Raw genomic sequence first — 17,718 nt, 5'->3', positions numbered from 1 at the left:
CCCAGTTAAAACGCACCAAGGTTACAAATTTAGATCTGCGTTATGAACTTTATAACAAGCCTGGTGAAGTATTCAGTGCAGGCGTATTTTATAAATATTTTAAAGACCCTATTGAGCAATTATTTAATGAAGGCATTGGTGGTGCAAGCACCTTCAATTATCAAAATGCAGAAAAAGCATATTCCGCAGGCATTGAGTTAGAGCTTAGAAAAAAACTGGATTTTATTTCAGAAAAAATACAAAATTTTACTTTTCAATCAAACGTAGCAGTAATAAAAAGTAAAGTAACTGATGCTAAGTTTAGTTTAGACAGGAGCTTACAGGGCCAATCCAATTACCTTATTAACCTTGGCCTTTTATACGATGTACCTAAATATGGTTTAAATGCCACGGTACTTTTTAATTTAATTGGCGAAAGAATATTTTTAGTAGGTGATAAAGCTGCAGGCGCATCATCGCCGGATGTATATGAAGCACCACGTCCTTTATTAGATTTTCAATTAGCAAAAAAAATAGCGAAAGGTAAAGGCGAAATAAAAATGAATGTGTCTGACATCATTAACAAGGTGCAATATTTTTATCAAAACGCCAACAGCTCAAATGCATTTCAAAAAAATACTGATGCCTACCGTTTTACCAGAAGGTTTGGTACTGCATTTAATTTCAGCATTAATTACTCCTTATAATTTTTAACTTTTTAAAACATAAAAAACAAAATGAAAAAGTACATTTTAATTCTATCAGCCATTATTGCATTGAGCAATACCGCTTGCAGAAAGATTGAAACAGACGGGCAAATACAAGTGGTTACTATTAACACTGGTGGTGGCACTGGCACTACAGGCCAGACTATTACAGTAGAAGGACGTATTACCTCGGATACTACCTTTAAAAAAGCCAATACCTACATCTTAAAAGGTTTAGTGTATATAGCCAACAATAAAACATTAACCATTGAAGCAGGCACCACAATTAAAGGGTCTTTTAGTGGTAGCGATGTGGCTGCATTAATAATTACCCGTGGTGCAAAAATTGTAGCTAATGGTACTGCAACCGAGCCTATTGTTTTTACCTCTGCCAGCCCTAACCCACAAAGTGGCGATTGGGGTGGTATTGTAATTTGTGGTAAAGCGCCTATTAATACCAGCTTTAATGGCACTGCCGGTTTGTTTGAAGTAGAAGGCGGCGTTAATAATGCAACAGGTGATGGTTTAGCCGGAAGTGGTGATGCTGTTGTGCCTGCTGCCATAGCTGATGACAACTCTGGTGTTTTACGTTATGTAAGAATTGAATATGCAGGTTATGCATTTCAGCCCGATAAAGAAATTAACAGTTTAACTATGGCTGCTGTAGGCAGCAAAACTGTAATAGAAAATGTACAAACTTATTTAGCAAAAGATGATGCTTTTGAATGGTTCGGTGGTACTGTAAATTGCAAATACCTGGTAGCTTATAAAACACAGGATGATGATTTTGATACTGATAACGGCTACAGCGGTAAAGTACAGTTTGGCTTATCAATCAGGGATTCATTAATTGCAGATGCCTCAAGATCGGAAGCATTTGAAAGCGATAACAATGCAGGTGGTACTACTGCCACACCAAAAACATCAGTAGTATTCAGCAATATGACAGCTATTGGCCCAAGGGCTACAGCTTCAAATGTGGGCAGTTCGCTATACAGGGCTGGTGCACACATCAGAAGAAACTCAGAAATGTCTTTGTTTAATTCTGTAATTATTGGATGGCCTTTGGGTATAGATGTAGATGGAACTACAGGCACTGCAACCAGTGCAAATGTTGGTACTGGTTTAGTATTGTCTAATATATTTTTAGGCGGCAATACCGATAGTATTAAATATTCTGCACCTACCGGTTCTACTTATACCACTGCCGATTTGGTAACTTATTTTAAAGGCGCTGCACAGGCAAATGCCATATTAAACGGCTCCGTTCCTTCTAGTTTATTTGTACAGCCATTTAACTACGTTGCTCCTGATCCAACTCCTTTTGGAAATGCAGTAAGTATCGTAGGTACAATAAGTGGTACTATTACTCCAAGAGCCAGCTTTACTAATGCAAAAGTTACTGATCCTTTCTTTACACAAACTAATTTTATAGGTGCTATTGCCCCATCTGGCGCATTAGCAAGCTGGTGGAAAGGCTGGACAAGATTTTAATTAGTAATTCAAATAGTAAATACTTAAAATCCCGGTTAAAATACTGGGATTTTTTAATAACATTTAAATAATTTTTCTGTAACCATTTAGTAATGCTGCAGCAGCACCTTGCACACAGAAATATAAACTACTTTAATTAAATTTTCTTAAGCAATAAAGCAAGTTTTTCTCATGCTTGAAACGCACCCTTTATTCTTATCGGGTGCTTTTTTGTTTACACTTCTGTGTTAAATTAATGTTACCAAATTGTTACTATGCACATTTAAAACACATTCTTTTTCACATAGTGTATTTAAATATTTTTGAAATTATATTCACACTCTCTTAAATAAATAAAACTATAGTTTATGAAATGGGTTAGCGTAAACAATGGTACTGCACAGGAAAGTTTTGAATTATGGGAAACCGATACAAAAGTGGCAGATATTTCCTTTAGTAAAAGTACACGTATTGCAAGGTTTGTAAGTAAATTAAGCAAGCGGCTTTTCTTTTTTGAAAGAAGAGGCTTACTAACGCCTAAGGCTATTATTAAAAATGAGTACGGTATAAAAATGGGTAAGGTAGAAGAAACAAAACCGGGTACAGGCAAAGGCTATGTGGAGTTAAACGATAAAAAATATTTTTTTGTTTATAACGAAAACAATTCCGGCGAGTTAATGCTTTACGATGAAGCTATGCAAACAAGCCTGCTTACCTGCAGTTTTAATACCTTATCAGCAGGCTTTAATAAAACAAAATCTTTGCTGGATACTAAATTCCCCAGTTTACTGATGGCGCTTTGCTGGTATGTTTTTCAACCGCAGGGTGTTATTGTTACAGAGGCTGTTGCCTGATTTTTTATTTAATATTTATATAATACCCTCTTAATAATTACTTTATGTTATAGGTGTTTCTTTGCAAAACCTCTGTAAATGAAAATTATTATCCTGCTCATCTGTTGCTTTTTTACAAAGCAAATATTTTCTCAATCCGATACTGTATCCCCTAACATTTTTATTATTACCACCGATGGCTTTCGCTGGCAGGAAGTTTTTAATGGTGCTGATTCGGTTATACTCCACAATACACATTATGTAAAAGATACTGCCCTGCTAAAGCAAATGTTTTGGGATACCAATGTTGATGAAAGAAGAAAAATGCTGATGCCCTTTGTGTGGAAAACTTTAGCAAAGCAAGGGGCAGTTTATGGTAACAGAAATTATGATAATAAAGTATCCGTAGCCAACCCTTACCGTTTTTCTTATGCCGGTTACAACGAAATTTTTACCGGCTATGCCGACAACTCTATAATTGCCAACCGAAAAAAATATAACAGTAACCAAACTGTTTTAGATTTTTTAAATGACCAGCCGGAGTATAAAAATAAAGTAGCCGCTTTTACCAGCTGGAACTTATTTGAATATATTTTTAATAAAAAAGAAAGTGCCATTTATTTAAACAGCGGTTACCAAACTATTGCACATGATTCGCTTACTGATACAGAAATACTGGCCAACGGTGTGCAGCAGCATGCTGTAGATAATTTACAAAGTACCCGAAATGATATGCTTACTTTTGTAACCGCAAAAGAATATATACAGACTAAGCACCCTAAAGTAGTGTACATTGGCTTTGGCGAAACCGATGAATATGCACATGGCGGCAATTATGATGCGTACCTGCAAAGTGCCCATTTATTTGATGAATACCTTTCGCAACTCTGGTATTTGGTAAACAAAGATCCGTTTTATAAAAATAATACCAGCTTTATCATTACTACTGATCATGGCCGTGGCAATAAAGCCAATAATTGGGTGCGCCACGATATGTTTACTAAAGGGAGCAGCAGCAGTTGGCTGATGACTTTAGGAAGTGAGTTTGAAACTAAAGGTGAAGTAAAAACTGATACAGAAATTTATAATAAACAGCTTGCGCAAACTATTGCCCTTTTACTGGGATATAATTTTACTGCTGAACATTCTGTTGCAGATGCTGTATTTATGCAGGCAAAGTTGAAAACTCCCCAAGCTAAATAGTTTTATTAGTTGCAGTTGAATAATTTGTTATTATTATTTTTACTTCCCCGGTTTAGGGTTTATAGTTTTTTTGTTTGTTGATTTTATTTTTACAGCCTTGATAACTGCTTTTTTTGCCGGAGGAATTTTAATGCCGGCAACCAATTTTTTAGCTACTTTTTTAATTCTTTTTTTAAATTTCTTTTCCCCAAGCTCTACTTTCAGGGAGGTTAAAGAAGTATTTAACTGTTCTGTTACTGCTTTCAGTGTATTTTCACTGGCCTTAATGGTTTTTTTAACTGCTTTTTTCTTTGTTGACATTGATAGTTATATTAAATGATAACACAAATTTAATATAAGCTTACCATTTCTAATGTTAAGTTTTATTGTACAAACCGATAACCGCATATTTATTTTGCAAAAAGATTGATGGAAATACGAAGGAAGTAACATTGCTTTAATACTATGGTAATAATTAGGTAAACCACTACCTGTAATTTGCAATATAAAAATTAGCTGATGCAAACTAACCCTTCTGCACTTCGCCTAAGCAAAATATATTTTGCAGGGCTGTTACTTGTTTTATTGATTGGTATACTTTTTTTGCTGGCTAATGGTAAAACAGCTGCCTTTATTTCTCTTAACAGTTACCACCCTTTTTTATTAAATGTATTTTTTATAAACTACACTTTTATTGGTGATGGTATATTTGCCCTTTGCCTTATTGCAGCAATGTTTTTTTATTATAAAAGAAAACAACAGGCACTTGCACTACTGTATTCCTTTTTAATTTCGGGTATTGTGGTACAAATAATAAAGAATCTAATTGACTCACCAAGACCAAAATTATTTTTTGAATCGGGCCAATACCTGCATTTTATTGATGGCGTAACCCTTGCTAATAATTCCAGCTTCCCATCGGGGCACACCGCTACAGCATTTGCCATTGCCACAGTAATAGTATTAATGATGAAAGATAAAAGCTGGCAGTTGTTTATTTTGATTGCTGCAATACTTGTTGGTTATTCCCGTATTTATCTTGCACAGCATTTTTTGCTTGATGTGATGGTGGGTGCAGTAATCGGCAGCAGTTCCGGTGCACTGGCTGTTTATTTAGCTAAAAATATTAAGGGTATAAAAAAATCAGTAAAAAAAATGCACCGCTTATCTCATAATACTTCATCCGCACCATCAGCTCTTCAGCCATTATGAGTACTATAATTGATGGCCGGTTTTTAAAATTTGGCCTCGTTGGCTTAAGTGGTATGGCAATAGATTTTTCTGTTACATGGTTTTGTAAAGAAATAATAAAGGTTAATAAATATATTGCTAACTCCTTAGGATTTTGCGCTGCTGTTATCAATAATTTTTTATTGAACAGGTACTGGACATTTGAAGACCATACGCACCCTTTTGGCGAACAGTTTTTAAAATTTGCATTGGTATCTGTAAGCGGCCTGTTGATAAATAATTTACTTTTATTCCTTTTGTTAAAGCATTCAAAAAAGAATTTTTACATCTTAAAATTTGCTGTAACCGGCCTTGTTTTTTTCTGGAACTACTTTGTAAATTTTCTTTTTACTTTTAATTGATTTCTGTTGAATTATAAAAAGAAAACATTGTTGCTAATTGCAGTTGCAACAGTGATACGGTGTATTACTGCCAGTTGTACAGAACTGGGTAATGATGAAGTGTATTACCGCATGTATGCACAGCAGCTTCAATGGAATTATTTTGATCATCCACCGATGGTGGGATGGTTGATAAGGTTTACCACTGCCAACCTTTTTTTTGATAATGAATTTTTTATTCGCCTTGGTGCGACAGCATCGGCTGCCGCAACTACCTGGATATTTTTTTTGTGTGGAAAAAAATTAAATAATGAGTACACAGGCTTTTTAGCCGGGGTAATTTATACAGCCACTATTTATGGAAGTATAATCGCAGGCACCTTTATTTTGCCCGATTCACCTCAAATGGTTTGCTGGGCAGCAGCCTTGTATTTATTGATTGATTTTGCACCATTGAATGCTGTTAACACAATAAGCAAAAAGAAAATTTTATTATTTGGTATCATAGCAGGACTTGGTATGCTTTGTAAAGTTCACACTGCTTTTTTATGGTTAGGTTTTTTACTCTACATTATTTTTTATAACAGGCAATGGTTGAAAGAACCTGTACTTTATCTCTCAGGTATAATTACTTTACTATTTTTTTACCCTGTAATACAATGGAATATCAATAATCATTTTGTTACTTATCTCTACCATAGTAACAGAGTGAATGTATCGGAAGGTGGTTTTAATATCAATTCTTTTTTAACTTTTACTGCCGGCCAGGTATTTTACTGCAACCCGGTAATTTTCTTTTTACTTGCTATTGGTACTGCCGCTGCATTTAAAAATAGACCACCCATTTTACCATCGCAAAAAAGGATATTGTTGTTGTGCAGTTTACCTCTCATTATTATTGCTGCTATTGTTTCTCTTTTTAAAGATGTACTGCCTCACTGGACTGGGCCGGCATACAGCGGACTTATTTTATTAACTGCCTGCTATCTTAGCCAACAAAGTCCTGCTTTACAAATAAGTTTAATGCCAAAACCTTTACTCTATTCAACCATTATTACAGTAACATTTATTACAGCCGGTATTATACTGGTAAATTTTAAACCCGGCACATTAGGCAAAAAAGAAAAACAGTTTTTAGGAGAAGGCGATTTTACTTTAGATATGTATGGCTGGCACAATTTAAAAATAAATTTTGAAAAAATAGTTGCGGCAGATTTACAGTCGGGTGCCATAAAAAAAGATGCCGTTATTTTAAGCAATAAATGGTTTCCTGCTTCGCATATTGATTACTATGTTGCTTTGCCCTTACAAAAAGATTTAATTGCCTTTGGAGATATTACTGATATACATCAATATCAATGGATAAATAAAGGTCGCAAAAAATTACAGGCTGGTGATGATGCATACTGTATTGTACCGTCTAATTATTTTGCAGATGCAAAAGCAATTTATGCTCCCTATTTTTCTACTATACTTAGGCCGGTTATAATGGAGCAAAAAAGAAATGGTACTGTGTGCCGTAATTTTTATATCTGGCGTTTGAAAAATTACATTGCAAAATAAAATTCCCAAACGTTATAAAGTTTTAATAATTATAAAAATTATTTGTTTTGGCGCAATTGCATTGTAACAGCATTATAAAAAACACTGCAATTTCTTAAGTAATCGCCTGGTTAGTTTATTACACTTTTCTACTGACTTTACATTGAGGCGGGAACGGTATTTTTTAAAAACTGGCTGTACCATCTGCCGGAGTTTTTTACAACTCTTTGTTGCGTAGCAAAATCTACATACACTAAACCAAACCTGGGGTAAAATCCTTCGGCCCATTCAAAATTATCCATCAGTGTCCATACAAAATAACCATTTACTTTTACGCCTTCTTTTTTTGCCAGTAAAACCTGTGCAATATAATCCTGCAAATATTTTACACGTTCACTGTCGTTAACCATGCCTTCTTCGTGTGCATCGGTAAATGCAGCTCCGTTTTCTGTTACAATAATTTCTTTTATTTGTTGGTAACTGCTGTAGCGCTTTAAAGCATTGTAAATACTGGGCGGGTGTATTTCCCAATCCATTAATGTATGTTGTACATTTCTTTTGCTTGCCTTAATAATTTTTGCTTTTACAAAAGGCATCAGCGGCGCATGGCTTACAATTTCTCTGGTATAATTTTGCAATCCTGTAAAATCCATATCAAATTTCAATTTCTTTTCATCATGCGGATACATGAATCGTTCTATGCGTTCCAGAATTTTTAAATCCTTTGTTGGATAACCCAACCCCAGCAATGGCTCAATAAACATCCGGTTAAGTAAGGCATCTACTTTTAGTGCAGCTTTTAAATCTTTTTCGTTACCAGTTCTGTAAGGCTCTACATGAGAATAAGAAAATGTTGTTCCCACTTTGCAATCACTTCTCAATGTTTTTATAATTCTTCCGCCTTCGGCCTGGCAAAGTGCTGCATGATGTGCAGCTGCTAAAAAACTGCTTAATCCTTTTTTACCAGGTGCATGTACTCCTAAAAAGTATCCTGCACCAGTAAATACCATCGGTTCATTCAACACCATCCAGCGTTTAACCCTGTCGCCAAAATTTTTTATGCAGCAATCCACAAAATAACTAAACCAATTAATAATTTCCCTGTTGGCCCAACCACCTTTTTGCTGGAGCTCCTGTGGTAAATCCCAGTGGTATAAAGTTATCCATGGTTCAATACCCAGCTCTAAACAAAAATCAATTACTTTATTATAAAAATCAATGCCTTTAATATTTACGGCGCCAATACCGTGTGGTAAAATACGGCTCCACGAAATTGAAAACCTGTAATTGGGAATATTTAATTTATACAGCAGCGCAATATCGTCGGCATAATGTGTATAAAAGTCGCAGGCAGTATTTCCGTTGTGGTTATTAAATATTTTTTTCTTTTTTTGAGAAAAAGTATCCCAAATGGATAAACCTTTGCCATCAATATTATGTGCCCCTTCTATTTGATAAGCAGCAGTGGAAACGCCCCATTTAAAATCATCTCCAAAATCATCTTTAGTAAAGAGCATAAAAATTATTCAGCAAGTTTATTTAATATTTTTCCAAGGCTTTTATCCTTTAATTTTTTTACTGAATGAATGGCTTCACCTAACACAACATTCTTTTGTGCCGGTACATTACCATGTTTTTTTATGATCATATTTATTATTCTTTCGGTACTGTTGGTATAGTTTACCGGGATAAATTGTTTGCCCTGCACCCATGATGTAATTTTATCAAAATGTTTTTTCTTCAGTGTTTTTATAACAGGCACTCCCATTGTTTTTAATGCTGCCGCATTGCATTGCTGCTCGTACTGTCCCTTCATGGGTATAACCATCAATTTCTTTTTTAAAAACAAAGCTTCGGCAGGTGTTTCAAAACCGGCGCCGCATAAAATTCCTGTGCAGTTTAAAAGGCTTTCAATAAATTCATCATTATTTACCGGCCTTATGTAAATATTTTTTAGTTGATATTCCTTTTTTGAATGTTTGCTGAATACCTGCCAGTTAATATTTTTTATTTCTCCCAATACTTTAATAACTCTTTCATCGCTGTAGGCAGGTAAATAAACTGTGTAATGGTTTTTATCTTCTGCCTTTGCATTTCTAACCTGATCTCTTATTACTGGTGTAAAAATATTTTTATCGTAAGCACCAAAATGAAAACCATAAGCTGCTGTTACCGGTGCATAATTATGCAGTACCGCTTTACCAACTATATCTTTATTTTTAGGTTTGGGAGATTTTTTATTTATTACTGCTGCCTGGTGGCTTAGTCCAATGCATTCTTTATGTTTCATCTTACAGGCCCATGCGCTTACGGGTTCAAAATCGTTTATCACTAAATCATATTCTTCAACAGGCAGGCTTTTAATTTCTTTATACAGTTGTTTTAAATTGCTTTTTTTATAAGTAGCAATTAAATCAACGCCGCCGTTTTTACCAAAAATAAAACTGAGGCCTTTAAATTTAAATTTTACAGGATAAGGCAGTTCTACATCGGCCTGTATACCGCTTACCAAAATATCCAGCTCGCCTTTTTGCTGCAGCAAAGGAATAATGTCTCTTGCCCTGCTTAAATGGCCGTTGCCTGTACCTTGTATGGCGTATAATATTTTCATCAGTTACGGAGTAAGTTAAATTCTTCCACCATATTATCAAACAGTTTGCTGTTATCTAATTCTTCATCTTCTGCAGCAGTTGTATTCATTTGCAGTAATTCGGCTTCGTCAAATTTATAAATTTTCCATTCGTTGTTTACATATTCCAGTGCCGTTAAATTTTCAATCCAGTCGCCGCTGTTGAGGTATATTGTTTTTCCGTGCTCATTTTCTATGGCTCTTATTTCGGGCTGATGAATGTGACCGCAAACAACATAATGATAATTATTGCTTATGGCGATGTCGGCTGCAGTTTGTTCAAAACTATTTATAAATTTTACTGCACTCTTTACACTGTTCTTTATTTTTTTTGATAAAGAAAGTTTGCCTTTCTTAAATATTTTTTCGGAAATAAAATTTGCAAACCTGTTAATGAGAATTAATGTATCGTAACCTACCGCTCCCAATTTTGCAAGCCATTTACTATGCTGCATAGTTACATCGAAAACATCCCCATGAAAAAACCAGGCTTTTTTTCCATCCTCCAGATCTAAAATTACTTTGTTTACAATTCTTAGTGTACCCATTTTAAAACCGGCAAACTTCCGCAGCATCTCATCGTGGTTACCAGTTATATAATAAATTTTAACACCTTTGCTCATCCAGTGCATTAAATATTTTATAACCTTCATGTGCGCTTTGGGCCAGTAGCGTTTGCTAAACTGCCAGATATCAATAATATCTCCATTAAGTATTACCGTTTTTGGCTTAACAGTTTTAAGGTAATGCAATAGTTCCTTAGCATGGCATCCGAAAGTACCAAGGTGTACATCACTCAATACCAAAATATCCAGCCTGCGCCGTTTTATTTTATCCATTAATGGATTTTATAAAATTTTAGCGCCGGATAAAAAGCAGAAAGCATCGGTAAAAAAATTCTTACTGAAAGTTTTAGAAAAAAATATTTAATATCTTTCATAACGAAGATGTTGGGTTTAGTAATAATTACAAATTGAAGCAATTACTTTAAACAAATGTTTACGCCTGCTTTAACAGAATGTTACCTGATTGTTACCCAATTGTTACGCAGTGTAAATGAGCCATCCAACTTTTAGTTTTTTATCTCTTAATAATACTTATGCAAACCGGTAAAAGTAATTAGCTTAATTATTTATTAATACTGGCTTAACATAAGCTTAATACAAAGCCGACAATTTTGCAAAAACTAATTATATCTTTTTAAAAAACTAACAGCAAAATTAAACGCAGTCATTTTACAGCGGCAGCAGGTTTGCCGCAACATACTGCTATCGTCTTTCAAAAAAAATATACAAATGAAAAAAACAGCAGCAGCTTTTCTCCTTATTGCCTTTATGGCCTGTAAAAAAAATGATAGCACCTCGCCAGAAATAATTGTAAATGAAGATCCGGCAACTTACAAAGAAATAGCTTCGCTTAACCTGGGTGGCTTAGGTGCTGCAGAAATTACCACATTTGATCCGCAAACCAAACGGTTATTTGCAGTAAATAACGGCAGCCTAAATAAAATTGATGTTATTGATATTGCAACTCCTTCAGCCGCCGGCGTTATACATTCAATTAATCTTAGTGCTTATGGTGGCTATGTAAACAGTGTTGATGTAAGTAATGGAAAACTGGCTGCTGCAATTGAAGCTTCCAACAAACAAAACACAGGTAAAGTAGTAATATTTAATACTTCTACTTATGCCGAAGAAAAAATAATTGCTGTGGGAGCATTACCGGATATGGTAATTTACAGCCCCGATGGTAAATACATTCTTACTGCTAACGAAGCAGAACCTGATGCTGCATATACTAACGATCCCGAAGGCACTATTTCTATAATAAGTGTAGATAATAATTACAGTGTAACTACAATAAATTTTGCTTCTTTCGCATCGCAGTTAACTGCTTTATCTGCCAAAGGCTTTCGTGTTTTTGGGCCGGGAAAAGATATTGCTAAAGATGTGGAACCTGAGTACATCACTGTTTCTTCCGATTCTAAAACGGCATGGGTAACACTGCAGGAAAATAATGCTATTGCAGTTATTGATCTTACTTCAAAAACTATTACAAAAATATTTCCATTAGGATTTAAAGATTATAATACTGCCGCCAATGCCATAGACCCAAGCGATAAGGAAGGTGGCATAAACTTTAACCCATGGAAAGTTTATGGTACTTATATGCCTGATGCAATAACATCTGCAAACTACAATGGCACCACTTATTTATTTACCGCCAACGAAGGAGATGCAAGAGAATACACCGGTTTTAGCGAAATAAAAAGAGTAAAAGATATTGCTTTGGATGCCACAGCATTTCCCAATGCAGCCACACTTAAATTAGATGCACAATTAGGCAGACTTAATATTACCACTACTTTAGGCGATACAGATAATGATGGCGACTTTGATGCACTGTATAGTTTTGGTGCAAGATCGTTTAGTGTTTGGAATGGCACAACAGGAGATTTAGTTTATGACAGCAAAAACGAACTGGATGTAAAAGCAAAAGAACTGGGTGTGTATGATGATAATCGCAGCGATGATAAGGGTGCCGAACCCGAAGCAATTACTTTAGGTAAAGTAGGTGCAAAAACAATTGCCTTTGTGGGTATGGAAAGAGTAGATGCAGTTGCAGTTTACGATGTAACTAATCCCACTGCACCTGTTTTTATAAAAATGTTTGCAACTGGCGATGCACCCGAAGGTGTACTTTTTATTCCTGCATCTAAAAGCCCCATTGGCCAAAGCCTGGTGGTGGTAAGCAGCGAAAATGATGGTGTAATTAAAATATACAAGGCCGACAAACTGTAAACAACAAAATGGTTTTTATAAAAAAGGAGAAGGCGCTTTTAAAAAAGTACCTTTCTCCTTTTTATTATTATAAATTTAATCTTTCTTTTTAGGCAATGTAAAACCAAATGTAGTGCCTACATCAATTTTGCTGCGTACATGAATGGTTTGGCCATGTGCTTCTACAATATGTTTGCAAATAGATAAACCTAAACCACTGCCACCAACTTTTCTGCTTCTTGCTAAATCTGTACGGTAAAAGCGTTCAAATATCCTGGGTAAATGTTCTTCCGAAATACCAGAACCATCGTCACTTATTTCTATTAAAACAGTTTTACCATCTACCCTGTAAAAACTACTTTCTATTGTACCATTTTGCTTGCCGTATTTTATAGCATTATCCACCACGTTTATAAAAACCTGGCGTATTTTTTCTTTATCGGCATATACCGTTAACGCCACTTCGCAACCTTTTTTTATAATGCATTTAATTTCTTTTTCATCGGCTTTTATTGCCAGCGATTCATACACTTCTTTTAAAATATCCTGTATCACAAAGTTTTCCTGGTACAATAACTGCTCGCCGCTTTCTAATTTAGAAATTTCATCTAAATCATCTACCAGGTTTACCAGCCGGTCAATATTACGGGAAGTGCTGGCTAAAAATTTTTTATTTACTTCCGGGTTTTCCAAAGCACCGTTAATCAACGTATCTACATAACCCTGTATGGCAAAAATGGGTGTCTTTAATTCGTGACTCAGGTTTTGTAAAAATTCTTTGCGGTAGGTTTCATTTTGCTGCAGCATTTCTATCTCTTCTTTTCTTTGTTCTGCCCATGCTTCCACATCTTCCCTTACTTCATCAATTCCTTTTTGAGGTAAAATATTTTTATAATAAAATTCTTCTCTTTTACTGGCTTTGGTTTGATAAATAAGTTTGTAAATCAATTTTATTTTTCGGTAGATAAAAGTTTGCAGTGTGTAAGATATTAATGCAAAGCTGCCCATAAAAATTACAACAAAAGACAATAGGGCAATCCACCAAACAGGTTTAAAAACAAAAATACCAATTGCAATAGGCACCGATAATGCCAGAGCAGTAAGTGCAGATAATTGTTGCGGCGAAAAGTTTTTTTGAGAGAGCATACCCCTAACCCCTAAAGGGGAATTATTTTAGCGAAGATATTTATTATAATTACAACATCAATAACACCCCTTAGGAGATGGGGCTATATTTCAAACTTATACCCCACACCTTTTACAGTGCTGATGCAGTCGAGGTCTAATTTTTGGCGAATTTTGCGGATGTGTACATCAATGGTACGGTCGCCAACTATTACTTCGGTACCCCAAATGGTATTTAAAATTTCATTTCTGAGGAAAACTTTACCCGGTTTACCTGCCAGTAAAGAAAGCAGTTCAAATTCTTTTCTTGCTAAAACTATATCCGTACCCTTAAAATTAATCATGTATTTTTCTCTGTCAATTTCCAAATCGCCAACCTTTAATACTTTAGGGCTGTCGTTCGTAAATCTTCTGAACAACGCATTTACTTTACTCACCAAAACCTTAGGGCTTATTGGTTTGGTAAGGTAATCGTCGGCGCCACTTTCCAACCCTTTTACTTCGGTACTTTCATCACTAAGTGCGGTTAAAAATATAATGAGGGTGTTTTTAAATGCTGGTTGCTGCCGCAGCACATTACAAACTTCCATACCGGTTTTGCCGGGCATCATAATATCTAAAATAATTAGATCGGGCAGGGTTCGTTTGGCCTTTTCAATGGCTTCGTTACCGTTTTTTGCCGTAATTACTTCAAAACCTTCGGCCTGTAAATTGTACTGAATGATTTCCAGGATATCTGGCTCATCATCGGCAATTAATATTTTTTTAACAATACTCATACGTAAAATGCTGGGCAAAAATACTCTTAATCAATTATCCACAATCAGTTTTAAGGCTTTGGCATATTATCAAATTGTTAAGGCAAACCTGCACTGTAACGGTAAACTAAAATTTTTAAAATATGGTTTTTACAAATCATGTAAAAGCTTAAATAATACAGCCTGTACAACCCTAAATAAAATTTCAGCATCTTTGCAGTATAACTATATGATGAAGAATACTTTTTTAATCCTCTTATTATTGATTTGTTGGGTAAATACCTTTGCAACTTTCGATACTATTAAGCCTCCCATACAAAGGCAGCGCTTTCATGATAAAATAAATGAAGAGCAGAAACTATTGGATAAAGCCGATGGAAAAGTTGATGGCAAAATGAATATTTCTTCTAACGAAGAAATTAATCTTGCGGTATCTGATGCCATTTTTAGAAAAATAGATATTCTGCAGGATAGTATTGAGGTAAACGATAAAATAAAAGCCAATAACGAAAAAGTACGCTACCTTACCTATGCTGAAAGTTTAATTAAAACATTCCGGGCCAACTGGCGAGCCAATAAAATAAAGCCGGTGTACGCCTCTTTGCTGATTGATAATTTTGAAAAAATAATGTCGGCTACAATTGAAGGCCAGAGTATGGCATCTTATATTGATGGGGTGCCTTATGAAGTAGGTAATATTACAGCAGAAATTTTTGTAAGTAATAAAGGCTATGCCCAAAGCAAAAATATTGTTTACTTAAAATATTGTGCATTAAACCCCGATAAAATTTTACAAACCATTGCGCCTTATGCTAAGGAAAGTTTTGCCGACAGCCTGGTTACTGCAACTTGCAAAAACGATCCTGCACAGGTATACAAATATGCACAGGATGCTTCCTCTGTTGCAGGAAAATTAATTCATAATAATACCAGCGCTGTTGTTAAAACAGTTGCTTCATTAAGCACAATGCCTTCTTCGCTTTTATATTTTCCTTTTTTAGATGATATTGTATCGGGCAAAAAACAAACCGACAGCCTGGTAAAAATTATTGGCAACGGAGATAAAGGATATGACAGCGTTGCTTATTACAAATTGCTGGTGCAAACAGAAATTGAGTACAGCAAAAGAATGATTAAAGGCGATACGGCTATTGCGTTTTTTGGCCCTAACGGTTTAAGAGATATGCTGCAGCGCAAAGCTTTAAAGCATTTTATTAATACCATAAATGAGCTGCACGAAAAGCCGGAAAATGTGCGGATGAAAGCGATTGACTCTTTAACGCCTGTTGATATTTATTATATGATTGTAATGGGCGAAAGCGAAATTTATACCAGCAGTTATAAACACAGTTTTAATCGTATGCTGCAGCGCATGGGCAAAAAACCTGCTGCCGATTCTTTACTGTTAAGTGTAAACTTCGATTACTTTAAAAAGTTTATTAAGATGGCTGCCAATTTTAATAAGCTGGATACTTTTTTAAATTTAATGCCTGCCGCCAGTTCCGAAACTTTAATGAAAGCTTTTGTGGGCAAACTGGAGGCCACAAAAAACCTTGAAGATGCAGTAGATGTTGCAGACAGTTACAGCAGCATCAGTAATAAAAAATTGCAGGCTAATATTTTAAGTTACGTAAATAATAATGAGCAGCGCTGTATTGGCAACAATAATAACCGGGGTAAAATAATTTACAGTTTATTAAAAACAATTTTTCTTTCGGCAGACAGCAGTAATAAAATTGACCTTAGTGCAGCAATTGGCATTCCTCCAATTTACTCCATAGAAAATAAAGCATTGATGGATGACAGCGGTCGCATTGTACAACAGGTTTTCTTTTATGGTGATGATGATGGTAAAAAGTTTTTTCCTTCTTACGTAAATTCCTTTTCGGCCAAAGAATGGAAAATGAATAACAGCAATAAAGAATGGGTGGAAATAAAATCAATTAAAGACCCTAAGGTTTGGATATATGTAAACCGGCCCTTAAACAACGATAAAAATTTAGACGATAGTGCACAAATACATTTGAACAGTTATCTTAAAAAAAATAATCTTAAACCCTCCATTGTTACACATCGTGGGCACAGTTACTGGCTCGACCGTACAATGGCCCGTATGGCCGGCGATGCAAAAATTGTAGTGCTGGGCAGTTGTGGCGGTTATAAAAATTTAAGTCATCTTATTGAAATAAATCCAGATGCCCATATTATTTCTACCAAACAAATTGGTACCGGAAATATCAACCAGATTGTTACCAATACTTTAAACCAAACTTTATTAACGGGTAAACAATTAGTTTGGAAAAACATGTGGGCTAATCTTTCTGCATACTTTTTAAAACAACCAAAAGAGTTAAAAGAAACCTGGGAAGATTATATTCCTCCTTACAAAAACCTGGGTGCCATCTTTATAAAAGCCTATAATAAAAAAACAGAAACAGAATAATGATTTTCAGTTTTGGTTTTTGCTTTTGTCAAAATAAAGCTGCAGCAATTTTTTAAACTAAACCCAAAACACTACACCTCAAACGGATTATCTTTGCTTAATGGGTAAGCCGGTTGTTAAAAAAAAGGTATTCAACGTTTTATTACTCCGCAGGATATTTTATTTTGCAAAGCCATACAAAAATAAATTTTATGGTTCTTTGCTGCTTTCTGTTGTACTGGCAGTAATGGCACCAATACGGCCATTTTTAATTCAGCTTACAATTAACGATGGCATACAGGGAGATACTGCCGGAAATTTTATGAAAGGTCCGGGAGGTTTTATAATTGAAGTAACTGTAATACAAATTGTATTACTCTTAATTGAAACCATCTGCCGCTTTTATTTTACATTTTCTACTGCATCGCTGGGGCAAAGTGTGGTAAAAGATTTAAGGGTTACTACTTACAAAAAAATTCTTCACCTCAATTTAGGCCAGTTTGATAAAACCCCTATTGGCACATTAACCACACGTACCATAAATGATATTGAATCTATAAACGATGTTTTTAGTGATGGCCTGATTCCAATAATTGCCGATTTACTTTCCATCATTTCTGTTTTAACCTACATGTTTATTGTAAACTGGCAACTAACATTAATTTGCCTTGCGCCGTTTCCTATATTAATGATTGCCACTTATTTTTTTAAAGAAAG

General features: G+C 35.1%; 16 protein-coding genes. 10 read left to right on the top strand and 6 right to left on the bottom strand.

The genetic code is table 11. The features are described from left to right. From ACY651_RS03415 to ACY651_RS03400, 4 genes are all read left to right on the top strand, one after another. The coding region (locus tag ACY651_RS03415; RefSeq protein ID WP_462249734.1) for a TonB-dependent receptor domain-containing protein at positions 1–686 on the top strand (686 nt) is incomplete at its 5' end. 30 nt (positions 687–716) lie between these two features. Then, the gene (locus ACY651_RS03410) at positions 717–2,180 is read left to right on the top strand and encodes a hypothetical protein (RefSeq protein WP_462249732.1); all 1,464 of its coding nucleotides are present in this window, start codon (positions 717–719) and stop codon (positions 2,178–2,180) included. Positions 2,181–2,527: 347 nt separating this feature from the next. After that, on the top strand, positions 2,528–3,013 hold the full coding sequence (locus ACY651_RS03405) for a hypothetical protein (RefSeq protein ID WP_462249730.1): 486 nt from the start codon (positions 2,528–2,530) through the stop codon (positions 3,011–3,013). Between the two features lie 78 nt (positions 3,014–3,091). Next, a complete protein-coding gene (locus ACY651_RS03400) occupies positions 3,092–4,195 on the top strand; it encodes a hypothetical protein (protein WP_462249728.1) in 1,104 nt (367 codons plus the stop codon). A gap of 39 nt (positions 4,196–4,234) precedes the next feature. Here ACY651_RS03400 and ACY651_RS03395 read toward each other — a convergent pair whose 3' ends face one another. Next, positions 4,235–4,495, bottom strand: coding sequence for a hypothetical protein (locus ACY651_RS03395; protein WP_462249726.1), 261 nt, complete (start codon positions 4,493–4,495; stop codon positions 4,235–4,237). A 198-nt stretch (positions 4,496–4,693) separates the two neighbouring features. On the opposite strand from ACY651_RS03395, the gene ACY651_RS03390 reads away from it, so the two are divergent. Genes ACY651_RS03390 through ACY651_RS03380 form a run of 3 tightly spaced genes read left to right on the top strand, consistent with a single transcriptional unit; the run spans position 4,694 to position 7,308 of the window. Continuing rightward, complete coding sequence (locus ACY651_RS03390) at positions 4,694–5,386, top strand: phosphatase PAP2 family protein (protein WP_462249724.1); 693 nt, start codon at positions 4,694–4,696, stop codon at positions 5,384–5,386. Beyond that, positions 5,383–5,766 carry a GtrA family protein gene (locus tag ACY651_RS03385; RefSeq protein WP_462249722.1) on the top strand — a complete coding sequence of 128 codons (384 nt, stop codon included), beginning with the start codon at positions 5,383–5,385 and terminating at the stop codon, positions 5,764–5,766. The genes ACY651_RS03390 and ACY651_RS03385 overlap by 4 nt, the downstream gene beginning before the upstream one ends. Before the next feature lie 27 nt (positions 5,767–5,793). Beyond that, positions 5,794–7,308: an ArnT family glycosyltransferase gene (locus ACY651_RS03380; protein ID WP_462249720.1), complete on the top strand. Its 1,515-nt coding sequence runs from the start codon at positions 5,794–5,796 to the stop codon at positions 7,306–7,308. 137 nt (positions 7,309–7,445) lie between these two features. Here ACY651_RS03380 and ACY651_RS03375 read toward each other — a convergent pair whose 3' ends face one another. Genes ACY651_RS03375 through ACY651_RS03365 form a run of 3 tightly spaced genes read right to left on the bottom strand, consistent with a single transcriptional unit; the run spans position 7,446 to position 10,755 of the window. Further along, on the bottom strand, positions 7,446–8,804 hold the full coding sequence (locus tag ACY651_RS03375; protein WP_462249718.1) for a GH1 family beta-glucosidase: 1,359 nt from the start codon (positions 8,802–8,804) through the stop codon (positions 7,446–7,448). 5 nt (positions 8,805–8,809) lie between these two features. After that, positions 8,810–9,898, bottom strand: a complete 1,089-nt coding sequence (locus ACY651_RS03370; RefSeq protein WP_462249716.1) for a glycosyltransferase family protein — start codon at positions 9,896–9,898, stop codon at positions 8,810–8,812. Then, positions 9,898–10,755, bottom strand: coding sequence for a UDP-2,3-diacylglucosamine diphosphatase (locus ACY651_RS03365; RefSeq protein ID WP_462249714.1), 858 nt, complete (start codon positions 10,753–10,755; stop codon positions 9,898–9,900). Before ACY651_RS03365 ends, ACY651_RS03370 begins: the two co-directional genes overlap by 1 nt. A gap of 456 nt (positions 10,756–11,211) precedes the next feature. On the opposite strand from ACY651_RS03365, the gene ACY651_RS03360 reads away from it, so the two are divergent. Further along, a complete protein-coding gene (locus tag ACY651_RS03360) occupies positions 11,212–12,717 on the top strand; it encodes a choice-of-anchor I family protein (RefSeq protein WP_462249712.1) in 1,506 nt (501 codons plus the stop codon). A gap of 75 nt (positions 12,718–12,792) precedes the next feature. Here the strand turns inward: ACY651_RS03360 and ACY651_RS03355 are convergent, their stop codons facing one another. After that, positions 12,793–13,842, bottom strand: a complete 1,050-nt coding sequence (locus ACY651_RS03355) for a sensor histidine kinase (protein WP_462249710.1) — start codon at positions 13,840–13,842, stop codon at positions 12,793–12,795. 83 nt (positions 13,843–13,925) lie between these two features. Next, positions 13,926–14,600, bottom strand: a complete 675-nt coding sequence (locus ACY651_RS03350) for a response regulator transcription factor (protein ID WP_462249708.1) — start codon at positions 14,598–14,600, stop codon at positions 13,926–13,928. Between the two features lie 193 nt (positions 14,601–14,793). Between ACY651_RS03350 and ACY651_RS03345 the strand changes: the two genes are divergently transcribed. Together ACY651_RS03345 and ACY651_RS03340 are read left to right on the top strand one after the other, a co-directional pair. Continuing rightward, complete coding sequence (locus ACY651_RS03345; protein ID WP_462249706.1) at positions 14,794–17,022, top strand: hypothetical protein; 2,229 nt, start codon at positions 14,794–14,796, stop codon at positions 17,020–17,022. Between the two features lie 199 nt (positions 17,023–17,221). Beyond that, a partial coding sequence (locus tag ACY651_RS03340; protein WP_462249704.1) for an ABC transporter transmembrane domain-containing protein occupies positions 17,222–17,718 on the top strand: 497 nt, incomplete at its 3' end.

The sequence above is a fragment of the Ferruginibacter sp. genome (assembly GCF_031391665.1).
GTDB lineage: Bacteria > Bacteroidota > Bacteroidia > Chitinophagales > Chitinophagaceae > Ferruginibacter.
The sequence above is the reverse complement of the archived record's forward strand: the minus strand, read 5'-3'. Positions and strand labels throughout refer to the sequence as shown.

What these genes read in the sequence shown, in the direction of transcription:
- ACY651_RS03360 (WP_462249712.1), top strand. Translation starts at nt 11,212, where the DNA reads ATGAAAAAAACAGCAGCAGCTTTTCTCCTTATTGCCTTTATGGCCTGT.
- ACY651_RS03410 (WP_462249732.1), top strand. Translation starts at nt 717, where the DNA reads ATGAAAAAGTACATTTTAATTCTATCAGCCATTATTGCATTGAGCAAT.
- ACY651_RS03395 (WP_462249726.1), bottom strand. Translation starts at nt 4,495, where the DNA reads ATGTCAACAAAGAAAAAAGCAGTTAAAAAAACCATTAAGGCCAGTGAA.
- ACY651_RS03355 (WP_462249710.1), bottom strand. Translation starts at nt 13,842, where the DNA reads ATGCTCTCTCAAAAAAACTTTTCGCCGCAACAATTATCTGCACTTACT.
- ACY651_RS03400 (WP_462249728.1), top strand. Translation starts at nt 3,092, where the DNA reads ATGAAAATTATTATCCTGCTCATCTGTTGCTTTTTTACAAAGCAAATA.
- ACY651_RS03385 (WP_462249722.1), top strand. Translation starts at nt 5,383, where the DNA reads ATGAGTACTATAATTGATGGCCGGTTTTTAAAATTTGGCCTCGTTGGC.
- ACY651_RS03350 (WP_462249708.1), bottom strand. Translation starts at nt 14,600, where the DNA reads ATGAGTATTGTTAAAAAAATATTAATTGCCGATGATGAGCCAGATATC.
- ACY651_RS03375 (WP_462249718.1), bottom strand. Translation starts at nt 8,804, where the DNA reads ATGCTCTTTACTAAAGATGATTTTGGAGATGATTTTAAATGGGGCGTT.
- ACY651_RS03370 (WP_462249716.1), bottom strand. Translation starts at nt 9,898, where the DNA reads ATGAAAATATTATACGCCATACAAGGTACAGGCAACGGCCATTTAAGC.
- ACY651_RS03405 (WP_462249730.1), top strand. Translation starts at nt 2,528, where the DNA reads ATGAAATGGGTTAGCGTAAACAATGGTACTGCACAGGAAAGTTTTGAA.
- ACY651_RS03390 (WP_462249724.1), top strand. Translation starts at nt 4,694, where the DNA reads ATGCAAACTAACCCTTCTGCACTTCGCCTAAGCAAAATATATTTTGCA.
- ACY651_RS03365 (WP_462249714.1), bottom strand. Translation starts at nt 10,755, where the DNA reads ATGGATAAAATAAAACGGCGCAGGCTGGATATTTTGGTATTGAGTGAT.